This is a genomic window from Pelagibacterium sediminicola, from assembly GCF_003390885.1.
Classification (GTDB): Bacteria; Pseudomonadota; Alphaproteobacteria; order Rhizobiales; family Devosiaceae; genus Pelagibacterium; species Pelagibacterium sediminicola.
This window is the reverse complement of the sequence record NZ_QMEL01000003.1, coordinates 273669-300032: the sequence shown is the minus strand read 5'-3', so window position 1 is coordinate 300032 and position 26364 is coordinate 273669. Positions and strand designations below refer to the sequence as shown.

Genomic DNA, 26364 nt, shown 5'->3' with positions numbered 1-26364 from the left:
CGGAAGAGCGAGGGAGAGGGGGGGCTGCTTCCGTCAGGATCTGAAACGATCTAACGGTGACCTGACCCGATCAGGATGGCGCGGAAATCGTTGACATTGGTGCCCGTCTGCCCGGTCACGAACAGGTCTCCGGCTGCGTTGAACGCGGTCCAGGCGTCGTGCCGGGCAAGACTGGCGCGCGGGTTGAGGCCCGCCGCGATCATGCGCTCGAAAGAAGCGCCATCCGCGAATGCCCCGGCATTGTCTTCCGACCCGTCGATGCCATCCGTATCGGCGGCAAGGGCTTGGATGCCGTCCATGCCAGCAATGTCACAGGCAAAAGAGAGCAGGAACTCTCCATTGCGCCCGCCACGGCCAGAGCTGTCGTTGCCGAGCGTGACGGTGGTCTCGCCGCCCGACAGCAGAACGAGCGGAAAGGGGTAGGGCGAAGCGCCCCGCGCGAATTCGCGCGCGAGCGCGGCGTGCATCCGCCCGATGTCCCTGGCTTCGCCCTCGATGTTTTCGGACAGAATGACCGGGGTCACGTCCAGCGCTTCAGCCCGCCGCGCCGCTGCTTCGAGCGACACCCGCGCCGAGGCGATGATATGGACCTCGTTGCGGGCAAAGGCAGGATCGTCGGCAGGCGGGGGCGGGGTGGTGCCGGCCTCGATATGGGCGCGCACGGTGGCGGGCAGTTCGATGCGGTATTGCTCGATGGCCGCCAGCGCCTCTGTGGCGCCGGCCTGCCCCGGAACCGTGGGGCCGCTGGCAACCAGTGCCGGATCATCGCCCACCACGTCGGAAACGATAAAGCTCACCACTTTCGCCGGGGCGGCGGCCTTGGCGAGCCGGCCGCCCTTTATGCCCGAAATCTGTATGCGGATGGCATTCATCGCATCGACGGGCGCCCCCGAAGCCAGCAGCGCCCGGGTGGCCGCCGCCTCACCCTCGAAGGAAAGACCGGGAGCAGGGCAGGGGAGCAGGGCCGATCCGCCGCCTGAGATGAGCGCGATGACCAGATCATCCGCGGTGAGCCCCTCGACAGCCCGCAACAGCGCCTGGGAGGCACTATGGCCGGCGCGATCGGGCACCGGATGGGCCGCATGGAACACCTTTATATGCCGTGTTGCCGCCTGCGCGCCATGGCGGTCAACCACCACCCCGCTGATCGGCCAGTCGACAAGCGATTCGAGCGCCTGCGCCATCCGCGCCGCCGCCTTGCCCGCACCGACAACGATCGTGCGTCCTTTAGGGCGGGCCGGCAGATGCGAACGCATCGCCGCAAGCGGATGCGCCGCCTCGACGGCGGCCTCGAAAAGCGCGGTCAGAAATGCGCGATCGTCCATGGTGATACGTCCCGATCCGGTGAATGCCATACCGGCTAGAGACGCCATCGAACCGCCCGATGCAAGTGGCAAGGGCCCGTCGTCGATAGGTGAGGACAAGTCGGGCAGGGGCAAGAAACAGCAAATGTGGAAAATCGCGCTATCTTCCGCCCTGCACAAAAAAGCCCTTGCCACCCATGGTTCTTACGGGCTACCACCCGCCTCGGAGAGGTGGCCGAGTGGTCGAAGGCGCGCCCCTGCTAAGGGCGTAGGCGGGTAACTGTCTCGAGGGTTCGAATCCCTTCCTCTCCGCCACAACATAAGCCCCCTTCCGGTCGGCGGTCGGGCAATCAAGGCCCACCGAGTTCTACCGCCCTTGCGAGGGCAGAGGTGAAGCCGGAAAGCGAGATTGAGAAGTCGACTTCCTGACTGTTGCCGTTAGCCACCGCCTTGGCCTTGAGCATCGTGCCTGCCCGCATGGCCGTCAGCGCAGCCTGATCGAGTATCAGCGGTACGAGGCATCCGGCGGGAAGGCATGTGGAGAAGCCAAGCGCCGGCATTGCCGTGCCTTGGTCGATCGACAGGACGACGCCATTATCGAGCGCCAGCCCGAACGGTAGAACAAGTATGCCCTCGGCACTGTTGCCGCGTTCGGTGGCCCGCAGCTCGACCGTGAGGACACGCTGGCGGTTCTGATTGTTGACCTGAACCTGCGAGACGGTGCAACCAACAATATTTTCCTGCGCCGCGCAGGTGACGAGCCAGTCGCCATGGGTTTCGTTCAGGGAGGTCGCGCCACCGGGTAGGTTCGTCTCCTGGGCGACAGAGACCGAGATCGAAAAAATGAGCGTGGCAATGGCCGCAAGGCCGGGTTTTATACTGGGCATTGTGATGGCCTTCATGTTTCTAAAGCAATGACGCCCGCCGCCGGATATCTGAAGCGGCGGGCGCCATATATTTGGAAGCGCACCAACAATGGCGCTGGCGGTCAAAACCGTACGTTCAGGCTGACCTTTGCGGAATGGTCCTGCACGCCTGAGCCGAACTGGCCGCTGTAGGCAATGCCCAGCGCGGCGTTGTCGGTCAGGTCAATATCGATCCCGGCGTTGAGGACCAAGCTGTCCTGTGCCAACGGTGCGCCCACGATGGTGAAGGCATTGCCGCCCGAGGCGAAAGTCATTTGCGCAGTCGGAGCGCCGCCGAACGCATGCCGCCAGCCCACCATGCCATGCAGCCTGGCACTCATGTCACCGAGCGCCACATCGGTTTCGGCGCGCACTCCAAGGGTTGCAAACGCCGCATCCACGACATTGGAGGCGGAGGTCAGTGCCGCAGCTCCGCCAGTCTCCGTGAAGCTGTTCGTCGAGAGGGTGAGGTAGGCAAGGTTGGCGAAGGGCTCAAACCGGGACGCACCCGCCTCGAAACTGTATGCGGCCTCTCCCCATGCTTGCAGGGTACGGGCGCTGTAAGCGACAGAAAGGTTGTCCGAGAAACCAGTGAAGGCCACTGAGCGCGACATATCGAGGCTATGCCAACTATGGGCCAATCCGCCAGACAGGGCAAAAGCGTCCCATTTCCCGCCTCCATAGGCGCCAAGAGTATAGGTATCCGCCGTGCCGGTGGACAACAAATTGCCGGTGCTGAATCCCGAGCGGGAGTAGCCGCCCAGCACACCGAGGCGCATATTGTCCCAAACAAGCGCGTCCCCGCCCATCAGGAACCCGCCGATGGAGCGGTCCATTCCCGACGCATTGCCGTTGCCGCCCTGCCGGCTCCACGACCCGAATCCCTGGCCCCAAAGGCCGAAGCCTTCGGATATCCGTTTTTCGATCTGGGCGCTGTCATTGGCGGCTGTGCCGCCGAGCGCTACGCGCAGCCGATCCATTGCCGCCTCGCGCAGGAAGCGGCTGTCTTCCAGGAGCGCCGTCCGGGCCGAAGCGTGGATTTCACCGGAAAGCTGGTCGAGGGCGACGGGAGCCTCGGCGTTGGAGAGTGTCAGCACCGCATCATACACGCTGTTTCCCGCACCCATCGAAAAGGCGCCATTGCCGGCAGCGCATTGATTGAGGGACATGCCCGGCACGCAAAAACCTGTCACCGGCGTCACCGAAAGCGCCGAAATCAGGTCAACCTGATTTGCGGTGGAGTAGTCGAGGATGAAATCGAGAAACGCATAATCGTCGGTGACCACGGCGTCGAACCCCGCGCCTGCCACGCCCGTCGCGGCCGTGATGATCGTGTAGGTGCCGGGCGTATAGGTCGAACCGTCGTCGGTTCCGTTCTCCGGCGTCACATGCACCGTGCCGCCGTTGATGGTCACCGTTCCGGTGGCGTTGAGCAGATCGTTATTGGTGCCGGCAATGAACCCGCCATCGTCGAGTTCGACTTCGTAGATCGATCCGGGATTGAACGTATAGTTGACGACGTTCATCGTCCCGATGGAATTGCCGGGCGTAAGCCTTGCACCGCTTTCCAGAATGACATTTCCCAACGAACCCGAGCCGCCGAGCGCGCCACCGTTCATGTTCAGAATGCCGCCCAATGCGCCGTTGACGACCAGTTCTCCGCCGAAGACCGTCGTGGTGCCGGCAAAAGCAGAGGAATCCTGGGTCAGCGTCAGCGCGCCGGTTCCCTGCTTGGTCAGTGTGCCGCTGCCGGAGATGATGCCGGCATAGGCACCGTTCGCCGCCTGGTTGAACACCAGAGATCCCTGGTTGTTAATGTCGCTGGCCTGACCCCCGGCATGAGTGATGAATGTGCCGCCTAAGACGTCTATGGGGCCGTTGACGGTGCCGGTATTGGTCACCGTGCCGTCATTGATCGTCAGGCCATCGTTCAAGGTGCCGGCATTGGTCAGGCTGCGCCAGTTGTCAACTCCGCCATTGATCGTGCCGTTATTCTGAACGGTTCCGATATTCGTGATCGTGTTTGCTGCCGTCAGCGTTCCGTTGTTGAGCAGGACCGCGTTGACGAAAGTGTCGCCAATCCCGACGCTGTCAGCGCTGAGCGTCCTGCCCGCCGCGATGGTGATGCCGTTCGCCGCAGTGGATTGGTGGCCGAGCGTACCAGAAACGCTCAAGTCGCCGCCGGTGACATTGAGCAGCGCGGTTTCGCGCAGATCGAAACCATGAAAGGTGTCAAGATCGCCGGTAACGTTGAACACGCCTGCATCACGATTGATAATGTCGTAGCTTATCGCGCCCTCGGCGTTTGTCGTTCCGCGATTTTGAAAGAAGCGGCCGCCGCTTACCAGCCCGGTGCTAGTGATGGTTCCACCGGCGTTGTTTTCAACATCTCCATACAATTCACCGGCATTGGTGATCTCGCCACCGGCATTGTTGAAGAGACGCCCCGTCTCCAGCTTTCCGGCAGAACCGATGTCTATCCCGCCGATCCCCCCAGCTTCCGCTCCGGGGGAGGAGTTGACCACCTGGTCCTCAACAAACAGATAGCCGTCATTGACGTTGACCCTGCCGCTGCCCTGATTGACCAGTTCATCCCCGATCAGAACCGTATATGTATTGGCGCCATTGATATTGATGGTTCCATCATTGACGGTATTTTCTATTCCGCTGTCTTCACTACCATCATTATCGGATGCCAACTGCCCGTTGCCCGCGAAGTTGATAACGCCATCAGCAAGATTTCTGATGTCGCCCGCACCCGTGATCAGCCCCAGATCATCGACATTGATGACGCCGCTATTGTTGAGCGTATTGCCGGTGCCGCGCAGCGTCGCATCCGTGGAGACATTGATCGTGCCGCCGGCTTCGTTGGTGATGCTCGCGGCGTTCACGTGGCGGCTGGTGCCGATACTCAACGTGCCCCCGCTTTCGACCGTGAGGCTGCTGCCGTTGGCGCCGCCTGAATTGTCGCCAAGCGTGCCGCTGACAGTCAGCGTTCCGTCCGAGATGGTCGTGGCGCCGATAAAGCCGGCGGAATTGCCGGAAAACGTAACGTTCCCCGTTCCCCGCTTGGTGAAGGTGCCCGTGCCCGACATGTTGCCGGCATAGGTGCGGTCCGTGACCTGATAGAAGATCAGCGCGGCGTTGTTGGCGATATCGCCTTGCAGGCTCGTCGTAGTGCCCCGAAGGGTGCCGCCGGAAATCGTGGTGCCGCCGGAATAGCTATTAATGCCCCCAAGAACAGTGGTTCCGTTTTCCACCAGGACAGATCCTGCGCCGGAAATGCTGGAAGAGAAGAAATATGCGCTGTCGGTGTGGTTGAAGACAATCTGCCCAACGCCTGCGCCGAAGTGCACGCCGCCGACGTTGAGCGTGCCAGCGGCCGCAGCCGCGTCACCTGATTCTGCACCGATGGTCAGAGTACCGATGGCGGAGTCCCGTTCGGCAATTCTTACATGGGGTGCGCTGACTAGACCGCCATCAGTGAGGAAGAGCTCCGCAACGCCTTCATCGCCAACATATAGCCAGCCCGTATTGGTCCAAGTGCTGTCCGCACCGGTGACGGTTACCGTGCCGTTTCCGGTAGAGGTCACGCCGATCTTTCCTTGGAGGCTGCTAACGATGCCCCCGTTTCGTATGTCGAGTTCTCCGGCGTTCGAGACGCCGACGGAAAGGTCGGCGGCTGTGTTCCAAGGAGTGTCCCGAGTAGAGGGGGGAGCCCCCTCGCCCAGCCCGTCCCCGTCGACGATCTCGTGGGCACCACCGTCGATAAGCACCTGCGCCGAGGCGGTTCCTGACATGAAACAGCCAGAGGCGATGAGGAGGGTGGCAATCGCCAGTTGGAGTTTCCGCCGCCGCCTGCCGCCCTTGCGAGCCCCGCCGCCCCTGACGCACTCTGGAACCACGATCGCGCACCCCGGCGCCTTCGACCAGATATGACGGTAAATCCTGTTCATGCGCTGTCGCCCTCGCCCCCAACAATGAAAGGGTCCGGCCCGAATACAAGGCGCCGCACCCCACCGATATCGGCAACAATGATGGGCCGCCGTGCTACGGGCAATTCGTGCAAATGTGCTAATTGACTCTGATTGGCGAGCAGGATATTCATATATGTTGAATCGAGTTCGATTTATCCCCCACACTCCATTGCCCGAACGGTCGCGAGTACAAGCGTGCCGGATCGTTTCAGGTGCTGGCGGAAACGTCTGCCGGGCCTGCGGCTTGGGGCGGTCGGCCGAGCGCTGCCGGCCGGACGTGGCTCAGGCCGCGAAGTCGTAATCCGGCGCGAGCTTTTGGGCCAGGTCCGCGAACCGCCTGGCCAGCGGGTTCATTTTACGCTCGCTGAGGAAATGCAGGCCGAAGACGCGTTCCACAGCTCGCAATTATGGAAGGGGCAATTTTCACTATTGGATGCAATCGATCGGATGGTATCAAGGTCTGAAACAAGGGCGCCATCCGGCGCCGTTCATCCAGACAGACAAGCCGATCATTGGTTGACGGAATCGTCAAATCTCCCGCGGTTGCGGCGGGTTCGGTCTGGACCCCGGAAATGAATCCCGGGGTGACATGGGGCAGGTATCGGCCAAAATCACCGATGTCATTCCGGGACTCGTTCCCGAAATCCAGTGCAGTCCAACCCTAGAGCAATTCCTGTTTTGACGGAATCAAAACAGGAGCTCCAAGTCTTTGATTTGTCGCATTTCCGAACCGGATAAGTGGTGCCCACTTATCCTGGAAGCGCTGTAACCGCCCCGGCGAAAGCCGGGGCCCATGCTGCAAACTCCGCCGTGTTGGAGGGTTCGCTATGGAGCCCGGGATAGCGACGGAGGCAAGCTGATCGTTTAGAGCGCGCCGATCAGTTTGGCCTCGGGGTCCCACTGCCGGAAATACCGGCTGTTCTTGCCGTAGGAATTGTCCATGAGCGTCACATCCTTACCCATCAGCAGGCCGAAGATGGCGCCATGCAGGCGGTTGGTCTTCCAAGGTCCGCTCGCTGTGAACTGGTCGGCGATTGTGTCGATAAGGGCGTGGGTGGTGGAGCGATAGGCAGTGAGCGCCTTGGCGTCATGGCGGTTCAGCCTGCCGCGCAACTGGGCAAGAAGACGGTGCCGGCCCATGCGGATCTTGTCGATAAAGCCCACCATATCGCGCCAATCGGCGCCTTCGGCGGGATCTGAGGTGGCCTCCACGTCGCGGCGGATGAGTGAAAAGGGAGCTCCAGCCTTATCGGCCCTGCCGCGCCACGGCGCGAACCGGTCGTGAAGGCGGTGAGCCATGTCCGGCATGAGCTGCACCTTCTCGCTGAAATGCTTGCGCGCGATTTCGAAGCTGGGCGCGTCGCGCACAAACAGGGTAACATCGGCGTGCCGCCGGAAAATTGCAGCGCTTTGTTCCAATGCCGCCTCGGAACCGAACGAGATCGATTGCGGCATGATAACGATGGGCTTGTCCGGGAAAGCCTTGAGGATCGTTTCCCGCAGCATCTGATGGCGCGGGTATATATCGCCAAAATTGCCTCCGCCATGGCAAACGATGACGTCTGTTGCTTCCATCGCCTCCAGAGCGCGCTTGCCGGTGTCGAAAACGGATGATGTCGCGCCGATGACGTTGCGGTTGGCGTCGAAGAAATCCATTGCGCCGAGAAGTATCAGCAGGTCCCCGACATTGATATGCAGGGGATAGTCGACAAAGGCGATGGCGGCGCCCGTCGGGATGGCTGCGGAGATGGCGTCGGTGCGTGCGCCGAGTGCCAGCATGAGGTCGTCGGTTGGTGTTGAAACGTGATCGGGTGTGAGCGCGCTCATGTGTCCTTCCCCAAAATTCGCTTCCTTACGGCCCAATAGAGCCGTTCATTGCTGCGGATCAGGCGTTTGAGGCGGTTGCACAGAATAAACCAGGGGTTGAGCAGCCAGTTCTTGACGATCGCGATGCGCGCTGCGTACCGCCAGGGACCGCCCACGCCCCGACGCGCCGCCGTGCGAAGTGAATCACGCAAAAAATAGACCGCGTCGGCGTCCTTGCCTGTATAGAGAGCGATGCGAACAAACCCGGCCCGCTGGGCAAACCCTTTCGGCGCGACCCCTGCCGCGAGCAGATTGATCTGCGTGCGGATGCATTTCTCGCACACGCCGCAGTTCATGAGGCCTTCGATATTTTTCCAGCAGACGCGTAGCGATCCTGCCATATCGCTCTGGCCGGCGATATAAGCGACGCGCTCCGCGCGCGAATGTCCCATGGCCTCCGTGCGAATGGCAAAACTCCCGCTCGAGAGCAGTCCGTTGGTGATCGGCGTCGACCCCCAGGGTATGTTGATCCACTCATAGCCTTCGTCCCCGCCAACGACGCCTGTGGCTCCGAGTGCGGAAAAATTGGCGAGGCAGGCGACAACCCCCGCGCCATGCTCCATTTCCCAGTCGTAGCAGATGTCGCGCCAGTTCGTCCTTATGGTGGCAAGCGGCGTCCCGATACTTTCGAGGACTTTCCCGGCCTGATCGCGGGCAGCGGAAAAAGCCGCCTTGTTGGGCAAGGGGATATCAAGCCCGTGCGCCAGCACCGCTACCGCCGGTTCGAGCGTGCGACGGCCGACATGGCGTTTATGATGCAGCAACAGCGAGAAGGTCGCGTCCACTCCTCCAGAGAAAGCAAAGACCCCTTTTTCGGTATTTTCGGGCGCTTGGTCGGTCTCGACAGCAGCGCTTACCGGGACGACCCGGTATCGCTCGGGCATCCAGTTCGACCAGACTTCCTGGAATTCCTCGATATTGGCCAGCAGCGAGCGGCTGACGGCCCCCTCGACATAGAGGGGCTGCCCGCGTCTCATGGCGAGGAAGATCGTTGCGATGACCGCGAAATCGAGGTTTTCGAGCGGTGGAAGGGGAACTGCGGACTCGATTTCGTAAACAATGTCCGGGTGCCCGGCGATATGGACGGTGCGCAATATGCGGCCCGGCTCATGGCGTTCTTCCACGCCGATGCGCAGCACCTCTTTGGTTGCGGGGGCAAAGTCCCAGGTGTGAGCGTTCATTTGGTTAGCGCCAGATAGAGTGCATGGGGGTTGGTGATGAGATATCGCATGAAGAGGCTTTTAGGCCGGGAGGCCATGCGGTGCAGCCATTCGAGGCCGGTTTTCTGCATCCAGCGGGGCGCGCGCCGGTAGTCTCCGGTGACGAAATTGAAGCAGCCTCCGCAGGTGACGATCCAGCCGGCATCGAGCCGATCGCGATTGCGGGTCGAAAAAACCTGCTCGCGGGGTTTGCCGAGGCCAACCCAGACGATGTCGGCCTCCGAGGCATTGATCTGGGCTATGATCCCGGCTTCCTCTTGCTGTGAGAAATAGCCATTCCGTGTGCCCGCGATCTTGAGGCCCGGGTGGCGGGCGCGAAGACCTTCAGCGGCGCGTTCGGCAAGGCCGGGTTCTCCGCCAAGCAGGAAAAAGGAAAGCCCGGCCCGTTCGGCGCCCGCTGCGGCCTGCCAGATGAAATCCGTCGTCGCGGAACGCTCCGGGATCGGGATGTCTCCACGCAGCCGCGAAATGCCGACGATGAATCCGCCGTCTGCGTGCACGATGTCGGCGGCGTCGAATGCCGTCCTATAGTCGGAATCGGTCTCGCGCATGGAGAGGGCCTGCCCGTTGATGTCGAAGACGGTTCGCGCCCGTCCCGGACGGCGCGGTGCGCGGCAGTCCATGATCATCTGCTCGGTAAGCTCGGCCATGGAGAGGGCGGCGACCGGCACGCCCGCAACCGTTGTCGTGGGGATTTTAGGGGATGCGAACGCAATCTTATTCATCGGATCGATCCTTCCAGGATTCGTTTAGAGCGTCTTCGCGCCAGCTTGCCGCCAGCGGCACGGAAACGAGCAGCAGGCAAAAGCCGATGGCCAGGGGTGAATAGATAGCTTCTTCCTGAAGCACCGCATTGGCGGTGATGACCGCGATAGAGGTCAGGCCAAAAAGAAAATCCGTGCGTCCCGTTTGCGCGAAACGGCGGGCGCATTCGATGCAGAGCGCGAGCAGCAGCCCCAGGACAGCAAAGGCGCCGACGCCCATCTGGTACAGCATGACCCCGATGGCGCTCTCGACCGGAATGTCGGCCACACCCATATCCTGAGCGCGGCCCCAGTCCAGGGTGCCCTCGATCGAGCTCGACAGATTGCCCCCAAGGCCAAGGCCCTGGCCGATGGGGTTACGTGCAAAGTCGCGGATTCCGGCGAGAAAGCCGAGCACATGATAGTCTCCGGTGGCGCGTCCGTAGACGATGGCGCCGGCAATATAGGTGCCGAGCAGAGCGCAAAAACCGATCAGTGTCAGCCGGAAGCCAAACAGCACGACGCCGAGCCGCATGACGATAGCAAAGCCGACCAGAACCAGCGCTCCCTTGGACCCGATCACCAACAGCAGCGGGAGCGCAGCCAGAAGAAACAGCACCCGACCGGAAAAGAACTGCCAGACCGCGATGATCGCGATGGCATAGGCGAAGCTGATGGGGTGAAAGTTGGGTCCTCCAACCCTGAATACCTGAATGTCGCCGAATATCGGCAGGTTGAGAAAGGGCACGATCATCACGTCTTCGAGCCCGCGCAGCACGAAGCCGGTCTGGCTGAGCACCCGTTCCCAATATCCGGACTCGATGGAACCGCGAATATTACGCTCGATATAGAGGTCTCCATTGAAGATGGACAGGAAGTCGAGGGTGAACAGTAGTTCGAGATAGCCGAAGACGAGGGCCGCGATGCCGAACCAGAGGATGGGAAGCCGCATCGGCACACGATAAAGCGAAGCCAGCACCAGTCCGATGCCGAGACAGCCAAGGGGTGTCAGCGTATTGCGGAAATAGACCAGCGCGTCACGCGGGTCGCCGCGCAGGACCCCGAGCCCGAAATAGACCCCGACCACACCCACCACCGCGAGAACCGCCAAAATCCACCTGCGTGACTTTTCGGGCAGGCCGCGCGCATCGAGCAGCGTAGCGAGCACAAACATACCGCAAGCGGACATCAGGATGACGAAATTAGCTCCCCGCATCGTATCGAACGCATCGCCCGACGCCATGACGGGCGCAAAGAGGGCAACGATGGTGTTCTGGAACAGGAAGCTCGCCACGACGAGTGCCGGCACGATCTGGGGCCGGGCAAGACAGACGGCTACCATTGTTCCGAAGGCGATGACGATGCCGCACAGCGTCGAGATCGCGAACCCGGCGATGATGACGGCGAGGAGCACGGCGACGATGGCGACCTGCGCGATGGCGTCACCGGTCTGGGGTGAAAGATGCGGGCTATTGGGCGCGGCATGGCCAATGGGACTATCGTACATCGGCCACCTCCGTACCTGTTGCCGAAGGGAGCACCGCGCCTGCCATCAGCCTGCGGTAGCGCAGATGCAGCAGAGGCATGGACGTCAGCCGCGCGGCAACAAGCGCTATAAGGACGCTCGTCGCGTCGACACCGCGCATGAGGCCAAGGGCGGTCAAGCATGCCGTCCCCACGGCCAGCCCGGCGAGATGGGCGAGCATCAGGAAACGCGTATCGCGCAGCACGGTCAGGCCGATGTCGAGCGGGGCGACGCAGATCAGCGGGACGAAGATGAGAACGCGGAGCTGTAGTTCGGTGGTGGCGCCGGCATATTGCGTCCCATAGATCAGCTCGAGAAAGAAGCCGGGAAAGATGATTAGCAGCGCGACAGGCACCATGGTAAGCGCAGCAGCGCTGAGCCAGACGCTGCTCACGACCTCGGCGAGACCGGGCCGCCCCTCGGCGGCGTATCGGCGCGACGCGCGAGAGAGGTCCACGTCGATCAACGTCGAGAGCACCATGCTGACCGGACGCACCAGCGTACGCGTGATCGAATAGATGGCGACCGCCGCCGGTGTACCGAAAATGCCCAGCGCCAGCAGCGCGCCGGAATAGCTCGCCTCCCAGATTGCGCCTGCGGCAGCGAGTTGGGTGATGAGCTTGCGCGACTTGCCGATGCGGAGAAAGCCGGAACGATCGAACCGCGCCTTGCCGAGCATGCGCAGGGAGAAGAGCATCGCCGGTACGCCATAGGCCAGCGTCAGGATCAGCGCGGCCGATAGCGGCGTCAGGCCGATGGAAAAGACGAAGAAGGACGCCAATGCAGTGGCATAGGAGGCGCCGTAGAGCAGGGTTTGAGCAATCAGAGCGCGCCGCTCGCGCAAATGATAATGGATGCGGCGCACGAACATGTAGAGCATGCCAGAAAACGCGATGGGTGCGGACAGCAAAAGTCCCTCGCCGAGCCAGGGCTGGAGCGGCAGCGCGATCAATCCGGCAAGCAGCAGGACGACGACAGAGCCAATGCCGACGGTGAGATTCCAAAACATCCAGGCCCCAAACTCCTCGGGAGCATCGAGCGGGGCGGGGCAGGAGACGATGAAGGGGCTGATGACGGCGGAATGCTGCAACATCTCAAGCACGAGCCATACGCCCACCGCAAAGGCGAAAATGCCGAACGCATCGATCGGCATGAGGCGCGAAAGTACGATCAGCCCGCCCATCGAAATGAGGCTGGCCAGTCCTTGCTCGGCCCCCCCCACGATGCGGTCGCGGTTGGATGCGACAAGGTTTGCGAGCTTGCGGGACATAGCCATCATGCGGCCTGTGCCAGTGCCGAGAACAGCAGGTCGTCTGAAACGGCCGGGTCCGTGCGCCCCGCCAGAAAACCGAACCCGCGGTCGAATTCCCAATAGGACCAGCCAATGCCATTGCTTTCGGCGGCCCGGCGCACGGCACGCGTCCACGCCGCCCGGGCGCCACTCTCGACGCAATGGCCCAGAACGCCGAACTCGTTGAGAACAGCGGTCGTCCCGGTCCTTGCCGACCAATGGGCCAGGCGTTCAAAATCCCCGATGATCTCGCCGGGCGACCAATGGGATGCCTCGATGTCGGAACTGGCTTCCGGGGCGCCCCAGTTCTGGCAACGGTGCGTGAGTTCCATGGGGCTGTAGTAATGGACCGCGACAAGCGCATTGGGATCGACGAGCGGCGGGCAGTCGATGGTTTCGGCAATCGATTGCCAGCGGTTTGCCCCCCAGATGATCGTATGATCCGGCGCGGCCTCGCGAACGGCGGCTGCGAGACGGTCCCTTAGCGGAAGCCAGCGGTTGCGCCACATCGGCGGCTCGTTGAGCAGTTCGAGATAGATCCTGTCCGCCGGGTGATGTCCGGCGAGCCCTGCGACATGCGTCCACGCTGCGGCAATCCCGAGTTCGGCATCCGGGCCTGCAGCCAGAGCCTTGCCCAGAACGCCCATGGGGTGCATGTCGAGAGTGACTGAAAAGCCCAGGTCGAGAAGCGTCGTAAGGGCGTCCTCGATTTCCGAAAGCATCGCCTGCCGTGCCCGCACGTCCGCGACGAGGCGGTCTGGGTCGAAGGGCAGGCGCACGGTCCTGAATCCCGCTTCGTGCAGGAATTCGAGCACGGCATGGCTGGGCGCAAGGCCAGGCCCATGGGGGTCGTCGAGCCAAAGGGGTATGTTGATGCCGTTCGATGGGATGGGAGCGGGTCGTGCAAAACCGGCGAAAGGCATTGCGGCGCTTGCCGCCAGACCGGCAGCAAGGGACAAAACGGTCCTGCGGCTAAGGCCTTCAGAAAGCATTGCGGAAAGCCTTCCGTGAGAACACGGTTTTCCAGATGATGACGATATCGGTCCAGAGGGACCAGTTGTTGATGTAATCGAGGTCATGGGCGACACGCATGGACATGTGCTCGTGGTCTTCGGCAGCACCCCGCCAGCCGTTGACCTGCGCCCAACCGGTTATGCCGGGCTTGACGTGATGGCGGTATGCGTAATTGGCAATCAGCGTCATGAAGGCATGATTGTGCTCGATTGCGTGCGGGCGAGGGCCGACGAGGCTCATGTCGCCGAGGAACACGTTGATGAGCTGGGGCAGTTCATCGAGATTGGAACGACGCAGAAACGCGCCGATGCGCGTGATGCGGTTGTCATCCTTCCGGGTCTGCTGGAACCCGCCCCCGGACGATTTGCGCATGGAGCGGAACTTGTAGATGGTGAATGGCTGTTCGTTAAAGCCGTTTCGTTGCTGGTAAAAGATTGGAGAGCCGGGGCTTTCGAGACGGATGGCAAGGGCAATCAGCACGAGCAAGGGCGACAGAACGACAAGGGCAGCGCCGGATACGGCAATGTCGAATGCCCGCTTGGCCAGCCGGCTGAGGGGAGGAATAGGACGACGCGATATGCGAATGCCGGTCAGCCCGCTATCCATGTCAGTGAGTGCCTGGGACAGGCTGGTCTGGCCGAGGACCGATCGTTCGAGATGGCGGAAGGCAGGGTCGGGCGAAAGATAGAGCGAGACCGGCAACACGGCGAGCGCATTCAGTGTGGTCTCGATCTTGTCCTGCGCGGACCACGGCAGTATTAGCGCGATATCGTCGACGCCCAACCCGCGCAGAGCCGTGCTGAGGCTCTCGAGCGTGGCGTGGGTCTGCCTGCGTTGGGGCCCGGCGATCCAGAGTTCGGCGGCAATGCTGTTATCGCCGGTTTCGAGATTGGCCGTTCCGGCTACGCGTATCCCGCGCTCCCAGAGCCGGTGCGTGCGGTAATAGCTGTCGATATCTTCGCGAAAGCCCACGAGGGCGACACGGCGGGCATCGTACCGCAGCGTCTTGACGGCCTGTTGCCAGATCACGGACTGGGCCTTGCGGAAAAGCGCAAGCGTCATCAGGCCTGAGATGGCCAGGGTTATCAGCGCGCCACGCGAGATTTCTTCGGACGTCTTGGACAGGAAGGAAATGACGACCACCAGCGCCACCGCACAGGTCCAGTCGCGCAGCAGGTGGGTACGACCCGCCTTGCGGCTGAGGACGCGCGCAACCTTGTATTCACCCGAGGCCGCTTGAATGGCAATGAAGACCATGCCGGCAACCACGCCGTTGCTGAGCGCGAGATCGGAAAACGGCTCGCCGAGCGCCAGCCTGTGGTAGAGGCCATCGGCAGCGAGCGCCGTTGCAAGGATGATCAGCATTTCGACGAGCGCCACCGCAAGACTGGCTGCGGATTGGCGATCTTCAAGCCCGCGTTGCAAGGTGCCTGCTGCCTTGTCTTGTACGCCCGGCAATCCGGGAACGGGATTGATGCCGAATGCAGTCACAGCGCTGCCCCCTCCATGTGCAGGGCGCGCCAGAGGCTGCGCCGGATGCCGATGTCGTTTGCGTGCCCCTTGAAATCTGTTTGGGGTACACCCTTTCCGATCATGGCCAGCAGATCGGCTTCGTTCTCGGCCACGCGGACATTGGGATAGGCTGAAAACCGCTGTGCGAGCCGGAACTGGACGTCGCCATAATCCTCTCCAAAGATCGCAAGTCTTGGAAGAATCAGGGTGGGAAGGTTGCGCTCGACCGCCGCGATGAGCAGTTCGATATTGGCATCGCAGACCAGCAATCGGGTTTCATCGAGCGCAGCGTCCCGGGCGGCGCGGTCGGCAAAATGGAGAATCCATCTGCAATGGACCGGTCTGGCGCCTTTGTCCCCGATCTGGGCGAAGACCGGCGTATCGCGGTGCTGGCCCGCCCAGCGGTCGAGGGTGGATATCAGGCGGTTGAACGGCGCGCGATGTCCGCTGGCTACGAGGATCATAGCGTTCCTCCGTGATAATAAGGGCCATCCTCGCGGGCCAGGTGTTCCCATTGCGTGAGCCAAAGATGCGCGATCCGCCCGGCCAGCCGCCCCGAAAGTGAGAGTTCATCCGTACTCGTGAGGCTCTCCACCCAGATGCAGCGGGCACCCGTCAGCCTGCCCAGCATCAGTGCAAGCGCCCCCGGCGCCGCACCGGTCGAGATGACCACGCGAGGACGAAGCCGAATGAACGCAATGGCAAGCTGGACAGCGCACACAGGCATCCGCCAAAGCTGGAAAAGCGAAAAGTCGACGATCCCGACGAACCGCTCGCTGGCTATTCCCCACCTCCGGGCTGAACCGGATGTAGCAAAATGGACCTCTGCATTGCCGAAGCCATTCGCGATCACGCACAGTTCGGCCAGGCGGCTGCCAGGCGAAGAAACGGCAAGGATTCGACAGGATCGAGTGTCAAGCACGTCTGTCATCCCCTCATCGCGTTCCGTGCCATCATCCTCGCATCACTCTCGGTGGAAAGTGTCAGCGGATAAAACCGGGCGCGAGAGGTTAGCGGGGCGAGGTCGGATCGATCCGGCATTTCGCTGGCATGCAGGCACAGCACCAGTGTTTCGCCTTCCCCGTGACTGAGCGCGCTTATCGGAACATGGCGGTTCAGTCCGTTGACGACCACCACCTGATAGCGCTGCGCTAACCGTGCGGAGAGATGCGAAGGAAGCAGCCGGACCTTCGCAGGGGCTACGGGCAGCGTATCGGCAATAATGTCGAGGCCGACCGTCTCATCGTGAAGATCGGGAAGGGACGTGTCGCGCCCATTAAGATCATGGAGGCGCCGTCCGGAAAACCGCGCATCGATGCCGGTTCTGACGGAAGGGTCGCAATCAAGCAACACGGCCCTGTAGCCGTCCGTCTGAAGGGCCTGCGTCAGTCCATAGGCAAGGGCAGACCGCTCGCGTCGCTGGGATATGGCTTCAACGCTGATAATTATCAATGTTTCGGCGTACTCGATAGCTCTGCATGTGTCCCGGTAAATTCTGGTTGGGGCGATCGCACGGGCATTGTCGCCAGGGGCGGCCTCAAGTGTGACGGCTTCCCGTTGGTTCGGGAGTTCCGGCAAGGACGCGGTTTCTCCTGCGCCGCTTTGACCGACCACTGCAAGGTGTCCGGATGCAGGGGAATGACTTGTCGGACGGCCATCTTCTTTTTTTTCCGGGGACGGCGATCGAGGGCGTCCGGTGGGAGAGGCCGGGGAGGGACTCTGGCCGGCTTGCCGATCCATCATGAGGGCCAGGGCGCAACCAAGCAGCAGTCCCAATGCGCCGGCAACCGCAAGTATGAGGTTGGACCGGGGCCAGGCTGCACTTATGGGAGGAACGGCGGGACTGATCACGCGCGCATCTGAATTCTGAAAGCCATCCAGCTCTTCGGTTTCGCGCGCGCGGCGAAGGAATTCCTCGAGCACCAGGCGGGCGGCCTCGGCCTTTCGCTCGAGCTGGCGCAGTTCGATGTCGGAAGCATTGGTGCGTTCGAGCTCAGCGCGCAGGCGTTCGAGCTCGTTTTCCGCCGCCTCGACATCGGCGAAGGCCAGTTCCTTTTCCGCTGCGAACTGGGCGATGACCCGCTGTGCTTCGCTGCGGATCAGGTTTTCGAGCTGAGCGACTTCGGTCTGGGGCGTGGCAAGACCGGGATGGCGCGGCCCATATACGGATTGAAGGCTGGAAAGCTCGACCGTACGGGCGGCGTGCTCGTCGCGCAGCCGATCCATGGCCGGTGACGTCAGCGTCTGGAGCATAACCGTCATGTCCCCACTCGCCCCTGCCGCTGCAGCTTGCGCATGGCGCGTTTCTGCGGCCCGCGCTTCGGCACGCACGGCGCTGAGCTGACCCGACAGCTGGTCCAACTGGGCTTGGTACAGCATGCCCCCGGATCCCGATCGGAGAATTCCGTTCCGGGCCCTGAATGTGTCGACTGCTGCGTCCGCGGCGGCTACGTCCGCTTCCAGGGTCTCTATCCGGACATCGAGCTGCCGGGTTACCGTGCTGTTGGCTTGTGATTTCAGCCCCACCTGATCGGCCCGGTAGGTTTCCACAATGGCATTCACGACTGTCGCCGCCTTTTCGGGATCGCGCGATGTAAAGCTTACGGTAAGGACATAGGTCAGTCCCTGCCGCTCGGCCTTTACCCGGTTTCGGAACGTTTCAAAGCTGGCACTGGACGAAGAGGGCTCGGCCCTGCCGGTAAGACGCGCGATCAGGCCAGGATCAGAAAATTCGGGGTCGTTATCGAGACGGAGGGCGGTATAGACCTCGGCCAGCAAGGTGCGCGAACGGAGGATTTCGACCTGGCTGGATATCGCAGCGCTATCCGGGCCAATTCCGGAGAGCACGGAATCCGCGCCGGTCACGTTCTCCTGCCTGGGGTCGATGACGATCGTGGATACGGCGACGTAGCTCTTTGGCGCCGTCGTCACATAGGCGAGCGCAAGACCGATGCAGATCAGCGTAGTGAGCGCTATCACGATCTTGCGGCGCCAAAGGACGCTGACAACGCCGCTTATGTTAATCAAGCCTTGAGGCTCGCCGCTCATTTCTTCGCGAAAATGGGAAGAGCGAAAACGGTTTGAGACGCTGTTACTCGCTCCGAGCGTCGCAATTGTATCGTTGTCAGGCAATGAAGCACCAGTTTTCGCTAAGGAAAGGATTTATAAGTATTAAATTTTGCAAGGCGCGCAAACAACATTAGCCAAATGTTAACCTTAATTACGGGGGTTTTAATTAAATTTTATTGTTTAAATTATACACAGGGCGACCATGTGGCTGGCTCTGTGAGGTGGTCCAGTTTCAATCACGATGCATACTTGGCTTTTTACCCATCGCCTGTGCGGATAGTGGTGTTAACCCACATGGCGGTATGAACGATGCTCTTGGCGTCGGTGGTTTATGGTCGAGTGATGAGCTCGGCCGCTCGGTTTTTCAACGATTCAGCAACTGAACGCCAGGGTGGGGGCGGCCATTCCTGCGTTGCGGCGAAAGCTTGATGTTAAAGGTGGTCATATCTCTGCTAACCATTCCGCCACTGCCATCAGGCTTGGAACAGAAATACAGCAACGAGCCATTTAGAGTGCCTAACAAAACCAGAGATGGTCACGATGGGGTTTGGACGAGTCGGGTGCAAGGACAGCCGCTTGGCGATACCGGGGGTATCGCCAAGCGGCTGGACACGGCAGGCAGCCGTCCAAACCCCACCTGCGGCGCGCGGAATTTGTCCATCCGCTGCGTTCCCGCGTTTGCCGATACCTTGGTATCGGCTGCACGCGGCGCCTTGCGGGCTGAACAAATTGCGCGCGTCGTGGCCGTCTCTGGTTTTGTTAGACACTCTTAAGCGCCATGGCCGGATTGGCAATAACTCCCTTGCCGGAAAATATCCTCCGTACCTTTAGCGAATGCCCCGAATATCGCCATCAGCCGACAGCAGCGCTACTTGCGAGACTCATACTCCCTCGCTGCAGCTCTGAGGGGTGAGATGGAGCCGCGTTTGACGACGGGGCAGGGCAGGAGTGTCTGCGTTGGCTTGAGCTTCTTTTTGCGCAACTGGAAGATGCGTTGCACAGCGGTGCGCGCCATGTTCTCGTGCGGCAGCTCGACCGTGGTCAGGCCATTGGGAAAAAGCTTGGACGAGAATGAATCGTTGTCGAAGCCTACGATTGAGAGGTCGTGGGGCACGCGCACCTTCATCTCACGTGCTGCCTGGAGCGCTCCTACCGCCATGCGGTCATTGAAGCAGGCTACGGCGGTCGGTGGCGTGCTCATTGCCATCAGCGCCCGCGTTCCTTCGATGGCGCCCTCGAATGACGAACCCAAGCGCTGGATGTACTGAGGATGGACCGGCAGGCCAGCCGCCTGCAGGGCCGAATAATAGCCGAGAAGGCGGTCGCGTCCCGCATCGAGCCAATCCTCCCCCGCCAGATAGCCGATGGCGGTGTGGCCATCGGCAATCAACGCGCCAGTTACGGCACGAGTGCCAGATAGATCGTCCAGAAGTACCGAGCAATAGCGGTCCTCGGCCTCGTAACAGTTGAGCAGGACGACGGGGACATCCGCGCCGAAATTGGGCAGACATACCTCGCGGGTCAGCAGCGAGGCGTAGATGATGCCAATAACCGGTATGCCCAGAACAGCCTCTATGGTTGCTCGCTCCATGGGTTCGTGCGACCGGGTGGTGACCGTCGCGACCAACGACTGATGCTCCCATGCGGCCTCGCGCGCGCCCGCGATGAAAGGGGCTGCAAACGGGCTGGCATCTACCTCGTCAATGACCATGGCGATCATCGACCCCAATCGTGCATCGGAACGTGTGCGTTTCGAGCGCTTGTAGCCGAGCGCGCGGGCGGCCTTCACTACCCGCTGACGGGTCTGTTCGGAGACCCGCGCGGTGGCCACTCCGTTCAGCACAAAGGACACCGTGGCCTGTGAGACACCGGCCCTGGTCGCCACGTCCTGCATAGTTGCGGCTCGCTTGCGTAAAACCATGTGTCGTTTCCTTAGGTTATAAACCAGACTGATAGTGATAATTTTTTTATCAAAAATTTTCTTTTAATTACAATATGTTATGGAAAAATAAACAAGTTTTTCCGCCGTGATGCCGGTTTGGGCTTGAACCTCTCCGCTTATGATTATTATTGTACTATAAATAGCGGCGGCGCGACTGTCATGAGTAGAGGCCGGCCCACAATAAATAATACAGTTGAGGAGGAAAGGCATGCGCGTAAGGGCGTCGCTGCATCGTGATTTTGCGATCAGCAAAATCGATGACCGGCTTTATTCTGCCTTTATCGAGCATATGGGCCGCGCGATCTATTCAGGCATTTACGAGCCCGGCCACCCCAGGGCCGACGCCAACGGCTTCCGCCAGGACGTGCTCGACATGGTACGCGAACTCGATATTCCTGCCATCCGCTATCCTGGCGGTAATTTCGTTTCAGCCTATCGCTGGGAAGATGGCGTGGGCCCCAGGGATCAGCGTCCGGTTCGCCTCGATCTGGCCTGGCGGTCCAAGGAAACCAACCAGGTGGGCATCAACGAATTTGCCCAATGGGCCGACGCGGCGGAAACCGAGATGATGCTGGCCGTCAATCTTGGCTCGCGGGGCCTGGACGATGCGCGCAACTTTGCCGAGTATGTGAACCACCCCTCCGGGACTCACTGGTCTGACCTGCGGCGCAGTCACGGCGTGGAGCAGCCCTATAATGTGTCGATGTGGTGCCTTGGCAATGAAATGGACGGGCCATGGCAGATCGGCCACAAGCAAGCCAGGGAATATGGCCGGTTGGCCGACGAGACGGCAAAGGCGTTGCGGCAACTGACGCCGGGCGCCGAGATGATCGTATGCGGTTCGTCCAATGACGAGATGCCGACCTATCCCGAGTGGGAGCGCGAGGTCCTCGAGGAATGTTACGAAAATGTCGATTACATCTCGCTGCACAAGTATTTTGGAAATTCCAGTCAGGACACGCTGAACTTTTTCGGCAAGATCGAAGAGACAGGCCGTTACATCCAGACTATTGCCGGTGTCATCGACTTCGTGAAGACAAGAAAGCGCGCCAGGAACGACGTCTATATCTGCTTTGACGAGTGGAACGTATGGTATCATCGGCGCGAGGAAGACTCCCGGCGCTGGCGCGAATGGGATTGGCCCGAGGCTCCCGATCTCCTCGAGGAAGACTATAATTTCGAGGACGCGCTGTTCGTTGCCGGACTGCTCAACGAGTTCATCCGGCGCAGCGACCGGGTGCGGATCGCGTGCATCGCCCAACTCGTCAATGTCATCGCCCCCATCCGTGCCGAAAAGGGCGGGCCGGCCTGGCGTCAGACCATCTACTATCCCTACCAGTTCGCTTCGCTTCATGGCCGGGGCACCGCGCTCAATGTGAGTGTGGACGGGCCGACCTACGACTGCCAGGTCGCCGACGACGTCAATTATCTCGATGCCGCAGCGGTCCACAATGAGGCGCAGGGTACGGTGACGTTGTTCATGGTCAACCGCCATCTCGATGAAGCCGCCGAACTCGATTTCGATCTGGCCGGCTTCCCGAAAGCCCGCGTCATCGGGCACAAGGTCATGGAGGGGTACGGGCTGCGCGATACCAATGGCCCGGACAAACCCGATGCTGTCGCTCCGCGCGACGGCAAGGGGCTCGGTGTCGAGGATGGGCGTGTCAGAGGTGCGCTTGCACCGCTGTCCTACCATCTGCTGCGCCTCGATGTGAGCTGAGGAGCACGATAATGAACGGTGTTCGTCTCCAGTCCGTCGACAAGTATTTTGGGGTTGTCCAGGTTATCGATGGGGTTTCCATGGAGGTGCCCCAGGGCGAGTTCGCCGTCTTTGTCGGCCCGTCGGGTTGCGGGAAATCCACGCTCTTGCGCATGATCGCCGGGCTCGAGGACACGAGTGGAGGCACCATCGAGATCGAGGGGCGGGACGTCACGGCGACGGAGCCGGCCAAACGCGGGGTGGCGATGGTGTTCCAGTCCTACGCGCTTTATCCGCACTTGAGCGTTTTCGAGAACATGGCCTTCAGCCTGCGTCTTGCGCGCGCGCCAAAGGCCAGTGTGATCGAGCAGGTCAACGAGGCCGCGCGGATACTCAAGCTCGAGGAGCATCTGGACAAGAAGCCTTCCCAGCTATCGGGAGGCCAGCGCCAGCGAGTCGCCATCGGGCGTGCCATCGTGCGTCAGCCGAAGGTATTCCTTTTCGATGAGCCGCTCTCCAATCTCGATGCCGAGTTGCGCGTGCAGATGCGGCTCGAGTTGACCCGGCTTCACCGTCAGATCGGCGCGACCATGATCTATGTGACGCACGACCAGGTCGAGGCCATGACACTGGCGGACAAGATTTTCGTTCTGCGCGATGGGGTCGTGCAGCAGGCCGGCGCCCCGCTCGAGCTTTATGATGATCCCGTCAATCAGTTCGTCGCAGGTTTCATCGGTTCGCCGGCGATGAATTTTCTCGACGCAACGATTGCTCGCCGCACCGAGGGCGGCATTGTCGCAACCATAACTGGCACCGAAGGGCAGACCCTCGAGGTGCGCGTTGACGGACGCGACCCCGTGGAAGGGCAAGCCGTTTCGCTCGGCATACGTCCTGAACACCTGAAAATCGGGGAGGGGGGCATTTCGGTCACCGTGGAGATGACCGAAAATCTGGGCGGGGTCGCCTATCTGCACACGCGGCTGCCCGATGGGCGTGAGGTCGTGGTGGAGCGTCGCGGGGAGCGGGAATCGCGGACCCGGGAGACGATTTCGGTCACGGCGAATCCAGAAGATGTCCTGGTCTTTTCCAATGAAGGCCAGCGCATACGGTAGGTCATCTGGTCTGCCGCTTGTTGTCACGATGCACTGCCACAACAGGACTGGCAGGGCGTGATTGTTCCAAGGGAGGACACCATGAAGCTGTTCAATTTGAAGTCCGTACTGCTTGCTACGGCCAGCATGGCCATCGCGGTGCCGGCATTTGCTCAAACAGAAGTGATCTGGTGGGATTTTCTGGCGGGAGGTGATGGCGTGCGCATGAAGGCGCTCATCGACCGGTTCAACCAGGAACATCCCGACATCACCATCACCGGTACGACGAGCGAGTGGGGCGTTCCATTCTATACCAAGGTGCGCACCTCGGCGGCGGTCGGGCAGGGCCCCGACGTCATGACGTATCACCTCTCCCGCGTACCACTTGCGCTTTCCGAAGGCGTGCTGACCCCCATAACCGATGAGGATCTGGAAACGGCCGGGCTGTCCAAGGACGATTTCTTCGACAGGGCGATAGAAGCGGCCTCGGACGACGATGGTACGCTCTATGCCGTGCCCTTCGACATCCACTCGATCGTTCTCTACTACAACAAGAGCTATCTAGAGGGCACCGATTATCTGGACGAGAACGGTGAACTGACCGGGTTGGATGGCCTCGAGAATTTTGAAGCTGCGTTGCAGGTCGCCCAGGAAAACGGCTCCCAGACGCCGCTCTCCTATCAGACCGGCGGCGAAGGCGGCGTCTGGCGTGTGTTCTTCACTCTTCTGGCCCAGCAAGGCGGAACGCTTATCGAGGATGGAGAGGTGCTGCCGGGCGACAATCTCGACAAGGCTGTCCGCGCCATCGAGATCATGAAGAGCTGGACCGACAATGGCTATCAGCCCCAACAAGCAGAGTATGAGGCGTCTGTCGCCCTGTTCACGTCCGGCCAGTCGGCCTTCCACCTCAACGGCGTTTGGGAAGTCCCGACCATGATCGACATGGAGAATGCGGGCACGCTCGGCTTTGAATGGGGCGCGGTACAGGTGCCGGCCCTGCTCGATCACGCGGCCACCTGGGCCGACAGCCACGCCTTCGCCATCCCGATCCAGGGCGACCAGACGATGCCGGAAGAAAAGCGCGACGCGGTAATGACCGTTATCGGCTGGATGAGCAAGAATGCCATCAGTTGGGCCGAGGCCGGCCATATCCCGGCTTATCGCCCCGTTGCCGAGAGCGAGCAGTTCCTCGAGATGGAGCCGAATGCGACATATTCCTCGCTGGCCGATTCCGCGGCCTTTGATCCGCGCTCGACCATCGCCGGAGTGGCTTCGCCGGTCTATGAGGCAGCGCTCAACCTGATCGCACCGGCCATTCATGGTTTCCTTGAGCCGCAGCAGGCCGCCGAACAGATGCAAAGCGAACTGCAGTCGCTCCTTGACTGATGCGCTCAGCCACGCCGCTCGCAGTTGAGCGGCGTGGGCACCCAAAGGGAGTGTCGCACTTGGCTATGATCACAAATCGACGCAAGCACATCGCGATCGCGATGACGCTGATCGCGCCATTCGTCTTTATCTTCGGTCTTGTCTTTCTCTATCCCACGATCCGCGTGATCGAGCTCAGTTTCACCGACGCGCCGCTTATCGGCAGCGGTGAGTGGATAGGGTTGGACAACTACAAAAAGCTGTTGTCGGACAACCTCTTTTACACCTCCCTCAAGAACAATGGATATTTCGTGCTCCTGACGGTGGTGCCAACCACCGTCATCGCGCTGGTGATCGCGCTGGCGGTCAACCGGCTTTCGGGGCGCATGCAGGCATTGATGTTGGCAGCGTTTTTCCTGCCCTATATCCTGCCGGTCTCGGTGGTCACCCAGATCTGGGCATGGATGCTCGATTTCCAGTTCGGCATTCTTCAGCCAGCCATTGCGTTTTTCGTCGGGGAACGCGTTCCCGTGTTCAGACACCCAGTATGGGTTATGCCGACCGTGGCAACGGTCACCATCTGGTGGACAAACGGGTTCAACGTGCTGTTGTTCATCGCCGGGCTGCGCAACATTCCCACCGAACTCTATGAGGCTGCCTCTCTCGATGGCGCCAACCGGTGGCAGCTGTTCTGGAAGGTTACCTGGCCTTTGCTGTGGCCGGTGACCGCACTGGTTCTGACGTTGCAACTGATATTGCAGCTTAAACTGTTCGATCAGGTGTATCTCTTGAGCGGAGGGGGGCCCTTCAATTCCTCATACGTGCTCCTGATGATGGTCTACCGCGAGGCTTTCCAGCTCAACAATGGCGGCTATGCCTCCGCAGTCGCGCTGGTGCTGTTCGTGATCATCATGGTTGTCTCGGTGCTGCAGTTCCAGCTTTTGAGAATTGGGGGGCGCAAATGAGTACCCGGAAAATCGAAAACGGCATCCTGCTGATGATTACGCTGGTGGGCGCCGTGATCTGGATCTTTCCGCTTTATTGGGCGTTCGTCACCTCGATCAGGACCGAAAATCATGTGGTGAGTGCAAATGCCGGCCTTCTGCCCGATATGCTTCACCTCAATGCCTATGTCGAATCCATCTTCAATACCCGGCTGCTCACCTGGTACTTCAACTCCATCGGCACCTCGCTGATCATCACGGTCGTTGTGATCGTTTCGGGCATGATGTGCGCCTATGCGCTTTCCCAGATGCGTTTTCCCGGACGCCGCCTGCTTTACGGCGTGGTGCTGGCGAGCTTCATGATTCCCTCTCAGGCGCTGGTCGTGACCCAGTTCGTGCTGATGAACGATCTGCGGCTGGTCAATACCTGGGGCGGCATCATCCTGCCCCAGCTCATCGTGCCGGTGGTGATCATTGTCTACAAGCAGTTTTTCGACGCGGTGCCCAAGGAGATGCGCGAGGCGGTCTTGCTCGACGGGGGCGGGGAATACACCTTGCTGCTAAAGGTCTATATGCCGCTCAACTGGGGCATTACCACCGCGCTGGCCATCATCACCTTCATCATGGCCTGGAACCAGTTCTTCTGGCCATTCCTCGTCATCACCTCTGAAAACATGATGACCATCCCGGTCGGCATCACCCAGGTCAACGATGCCTTTGGTGTATTCTACGCAAGGTTGATGGCCGTGGCGCTACTGGCAGCGGCTCCGGTGGCGATTGCCTATCTCGTCTTCCAAAAGAAAGTGACGGAAGCGGTGATGATTTCATCGGGTGTGAAGGGGTAGCCGCTAGATAGATCCAGGTTCTCACGGAATCGTCGAGGCTCTCGCAGTTGTG

Annotated in this window: 19 protein-coding genes and 1 tRNA gene; 6 read left to right on the top strand and 14 right to left on the bottom strand. The window is 60.9% G+C overall.

Annotated features, from left to right (window positions below; translation table 11 throughout):
• Positions 1–50: 50 nt before the first annotated feature.
• The gene (locus DQG18_RS07620; protein ID WP_198669700.1) at positions 51–1373 is read right to left on the bottom strand and encodes a glycerate kinase type-2 family protein; all 1323 of its coding nucleotides are present in this window, start codon (positions 1371–1373) and stop codon (positions 51–53) included.
• A 156-nt stretch (positions 1374–1529) separates the two neighbouring features.
• Between DQG18_RS07620 and DQG18_RS07615 the strand changes: the two genes are divergently transcribed.
• Positions 1530–1619: transfer RNA gene (locus DQG18_RS07615), tRNA-Ser, on the top strand.
• Between the two features lie 35 nt (positions 1620–1654).
• Here the strand turns inward: DQG18_RS07615 and DQG18_RS07610 are convergent.
• From DQG18_RS07610 to DQG18_RS07550, 13 genes are all read right to left on the bottom strand, one after another.
• Positions 1655–2191 (bottom strand): invasion associated locus B family protein, encoded by a 537-nt coding sequence (locus DQG18_RS07610; RefSeq protein ID WP_116653796.1) that lies wholly within the window; start codon positions 2189–2191, stop codon positions 1655–1657.
• 101 nt (positions 2192–2292) lie between these two features.
• Positions 2293–6165 (bottom strand): autotransporter domain-containing protein, encoded by a 3873-nt coding sequence (locus DQG18_RS07605; protein ID WP_116653634.1) that lies wholly within the window; start codon positions 6163–6165, stop codon positions 2293–2295.
• 885 nt (positions 6166–7050) lie between these two features.
• Positions 7051–8013, bottom strand: a complete 963-nt coding sequence (locus DQG18_RS07600) for a polysaccharide pyruvyl transferase family protein (protein ID WP_116653633.1) — start codon at positions 8011–8013, stop codon at positions 7051–7053.
• Positions 8010–9233, bottom strand: coding sequence for an adenine nucleotide alpha-hydrolase family protein (locus DQG18_RS07595; RefSeq protein ID WP_116653632.1), 1224 nt, complete (start codon positions 9231–9233; stop codon positions 8010–8012). Before DQG18_RS07595 ends, DQG18_RS07600 begins: the two co-directional genes overlap by 4 nt.
• Positions 9230–9997, bottom strand: a complete 768-nt coding sequence (locus tag DQG18_RS07590) for a WecB/TagA/CpsF family glycosyltransferase (RefSeq protein ID WP_116653631.1) — start codon at positions 9995–9997, stop codon at positions 9230–9232. Before DQG18_RS07590 ends, DQG18_RS07595 begins: the two co-directional genes overlap by 4 nt.
• The gene (locus DQG18_RS07585; RefSeq protein WP_116653630.1) at positions 9990–11522 is read right to left on the bottom strand and encodes a hypothetical protein; all 1533 of its coding nucleotides are present in this window, start codon (positions 11520–11522) and stop codon (positions 9990–9992) included. The genes DQG18_RS07590 and DQG18_RS07585 overlap by 8 nt, the downstream gene beginning before the upstream one ends.
• Positions 11512–12819 carry a lipopolysaccharide biosynthesis protein gene (locus DQG18_RS07580; protein ID WP_157970056.1) on the bottom strand — a complete coding sequence of 436 codons (1308 nt, stop codon included), beginning with the start codon at positions 12817–12819 and terminating at the stop codon, positions 11512–11514. Before DQG18_RS07580 ends, DQG18_RS07585 begins: the two co-directional genes overlap by 11 nt.
• On the bottom strand, positions 12816–13823 hold the full coding sequence (locus DQG18_RS07575; RefSeq protein WP_157970055.1) for a glycoside hydrolase family 5 protein: 1008 nt from the start codon (positions 13821–13823) through the stop codon (positions 12816–12818). The genes DQG18_RS07580 and DQG18_RS07575 overlap by 4 nt, the downstream gene beginning before the upstream one ends.
• Complete coding sequence (locus tag DQG18_RS07570; protein ID WP_157970054.1) at positions 13813–15336, bottom strand: exopolysaccharide biosynthesis polyprenyl glycosylphosphotransferase; 1524 nt, start codon at positions 15334–15336, stop codon at positions 13813–13815. Before DQG18_RS07570 ends, DQG18_RS07575 begins: the two co-directional genes overlap by 11 nt.
• Entirely contained in the window at positions 15333–15821 is a 489-nt protein-coding gene (locus DQG18_RS07565; protein ID WP_116653626.1) for a hypothetical protein, read from the bottom strand. The genes DQG18_RS07570 and DQG18_RS07565 overlap by 4 nt, the downstream gene beginning before the upstream one ends.
• Positions 15818–16288 carry a UDP-N-acetylglucosamine transferase subunit ALG14 gene (locus tag DQG18_RS16495; RefSeq protein WP_245958400.1) on the bottom strand — a complete coding sequence of 157 codons (471 nt, stop codon included), beginning with the start codon at positions 16286–16288 and terminating at the stop codon, positions 15818–15820. The genes DQG18_RS07565 and DQG18_RS16495 overlap by 4 nt, the downstream gene beginning before the upstream one ends.
• Complete coding sequence (locus DQG18_RS07555) at positions 16285–18489, bottom strand: GumC family protein (protein ID WP_157970053.1); 2205 nt, start codon at positions 18487–18489, stop codon at positions 16285–16287. The genes DQG18_RS16495 and DQG18_RS07555 overlap by 4 nt, the downstream gene beginning before the upstream one ends.
• Before the next feature lie 805 nt (positions 18490–19294).
• Complete coding sequence (locus tag DQG18_RS07550) at positions 19295–20347, bottom strand: LacI family DNA-binding transcriptional regulator (RefSeq protein ID WP_116653624.1); 1053 nt, start codon at positions 20345–20347, stop codon at positions 19295–19297.
• Positions 20348–20576: 229 nt separating this feature from the next.
• On the opposite strand from DQG18_RS07550, the gene arfA reads away from it, so the two are divergent.
• The 5 genes from arfA (at position 20577) to DQG18_RS07525 (ending at position 26312) form a co-directional block, all read left to right on the top strand.
• Entirely contained in the window at positions 20577–22088 is a 1512-nt protein-coding gene (gene arfA / locus DQG18_RS07545) for an arabinosylfuranosidase ArfA (RefSeq protein WP_116653623.1), read from the top strand.
• Between the two features lie 11 nt (positions 22089–22099).
• Positions 22100–23179: an ABC transporter ATP-binding protein gene (locus DQG18_RS07540; protein WP_116653622.1), complete on the top strand. Its 1080-nt coding sequence runs from the start codon at positions 22100–22102 to the stop codon at positions 23177–23179.
• Positions 23180–23260: 81 nt separating this feature from the next.
• Positions 23261–24544: an extracellular solute-binding protein gene (locus tag DQG18_RS07535; RefSeq protein ID WP_116653621.1), complete on the top strand. Its 1284-nt coding sequence runs from the start codon at positions 23261–23263 to the stop codon at positions 24542–24544.
• A 65-nt stretch (positions 24545–24609) separates the two neighbouring features.
• On the top strand, positions 24610–25488 hold the full coding sequence (locus DQG18_RS07530) for a carbohydrate ABC transporter permease (protein WP_116653620.1): 879 nt from the start codon (positions 24610–24612) through the stop codon (positions 25486–25488).
• Positions 25485–26312 (top strand): carbohydrate ABC transporter permease, encoded by an 828-nt coding sequence (locus DQG18_RS07525; RefSeq protein WP_116653619.1) that lies wholly within the window; start codon positions 25485–25487, stop codon positions 26310–26312. Before DQG18_RS07530 ends, DQG18_RS07525 begins: the two co-directional genes overlap by 4 nt.
• Positions 26313–26364 lie beyond the last annotated feature (52 nt).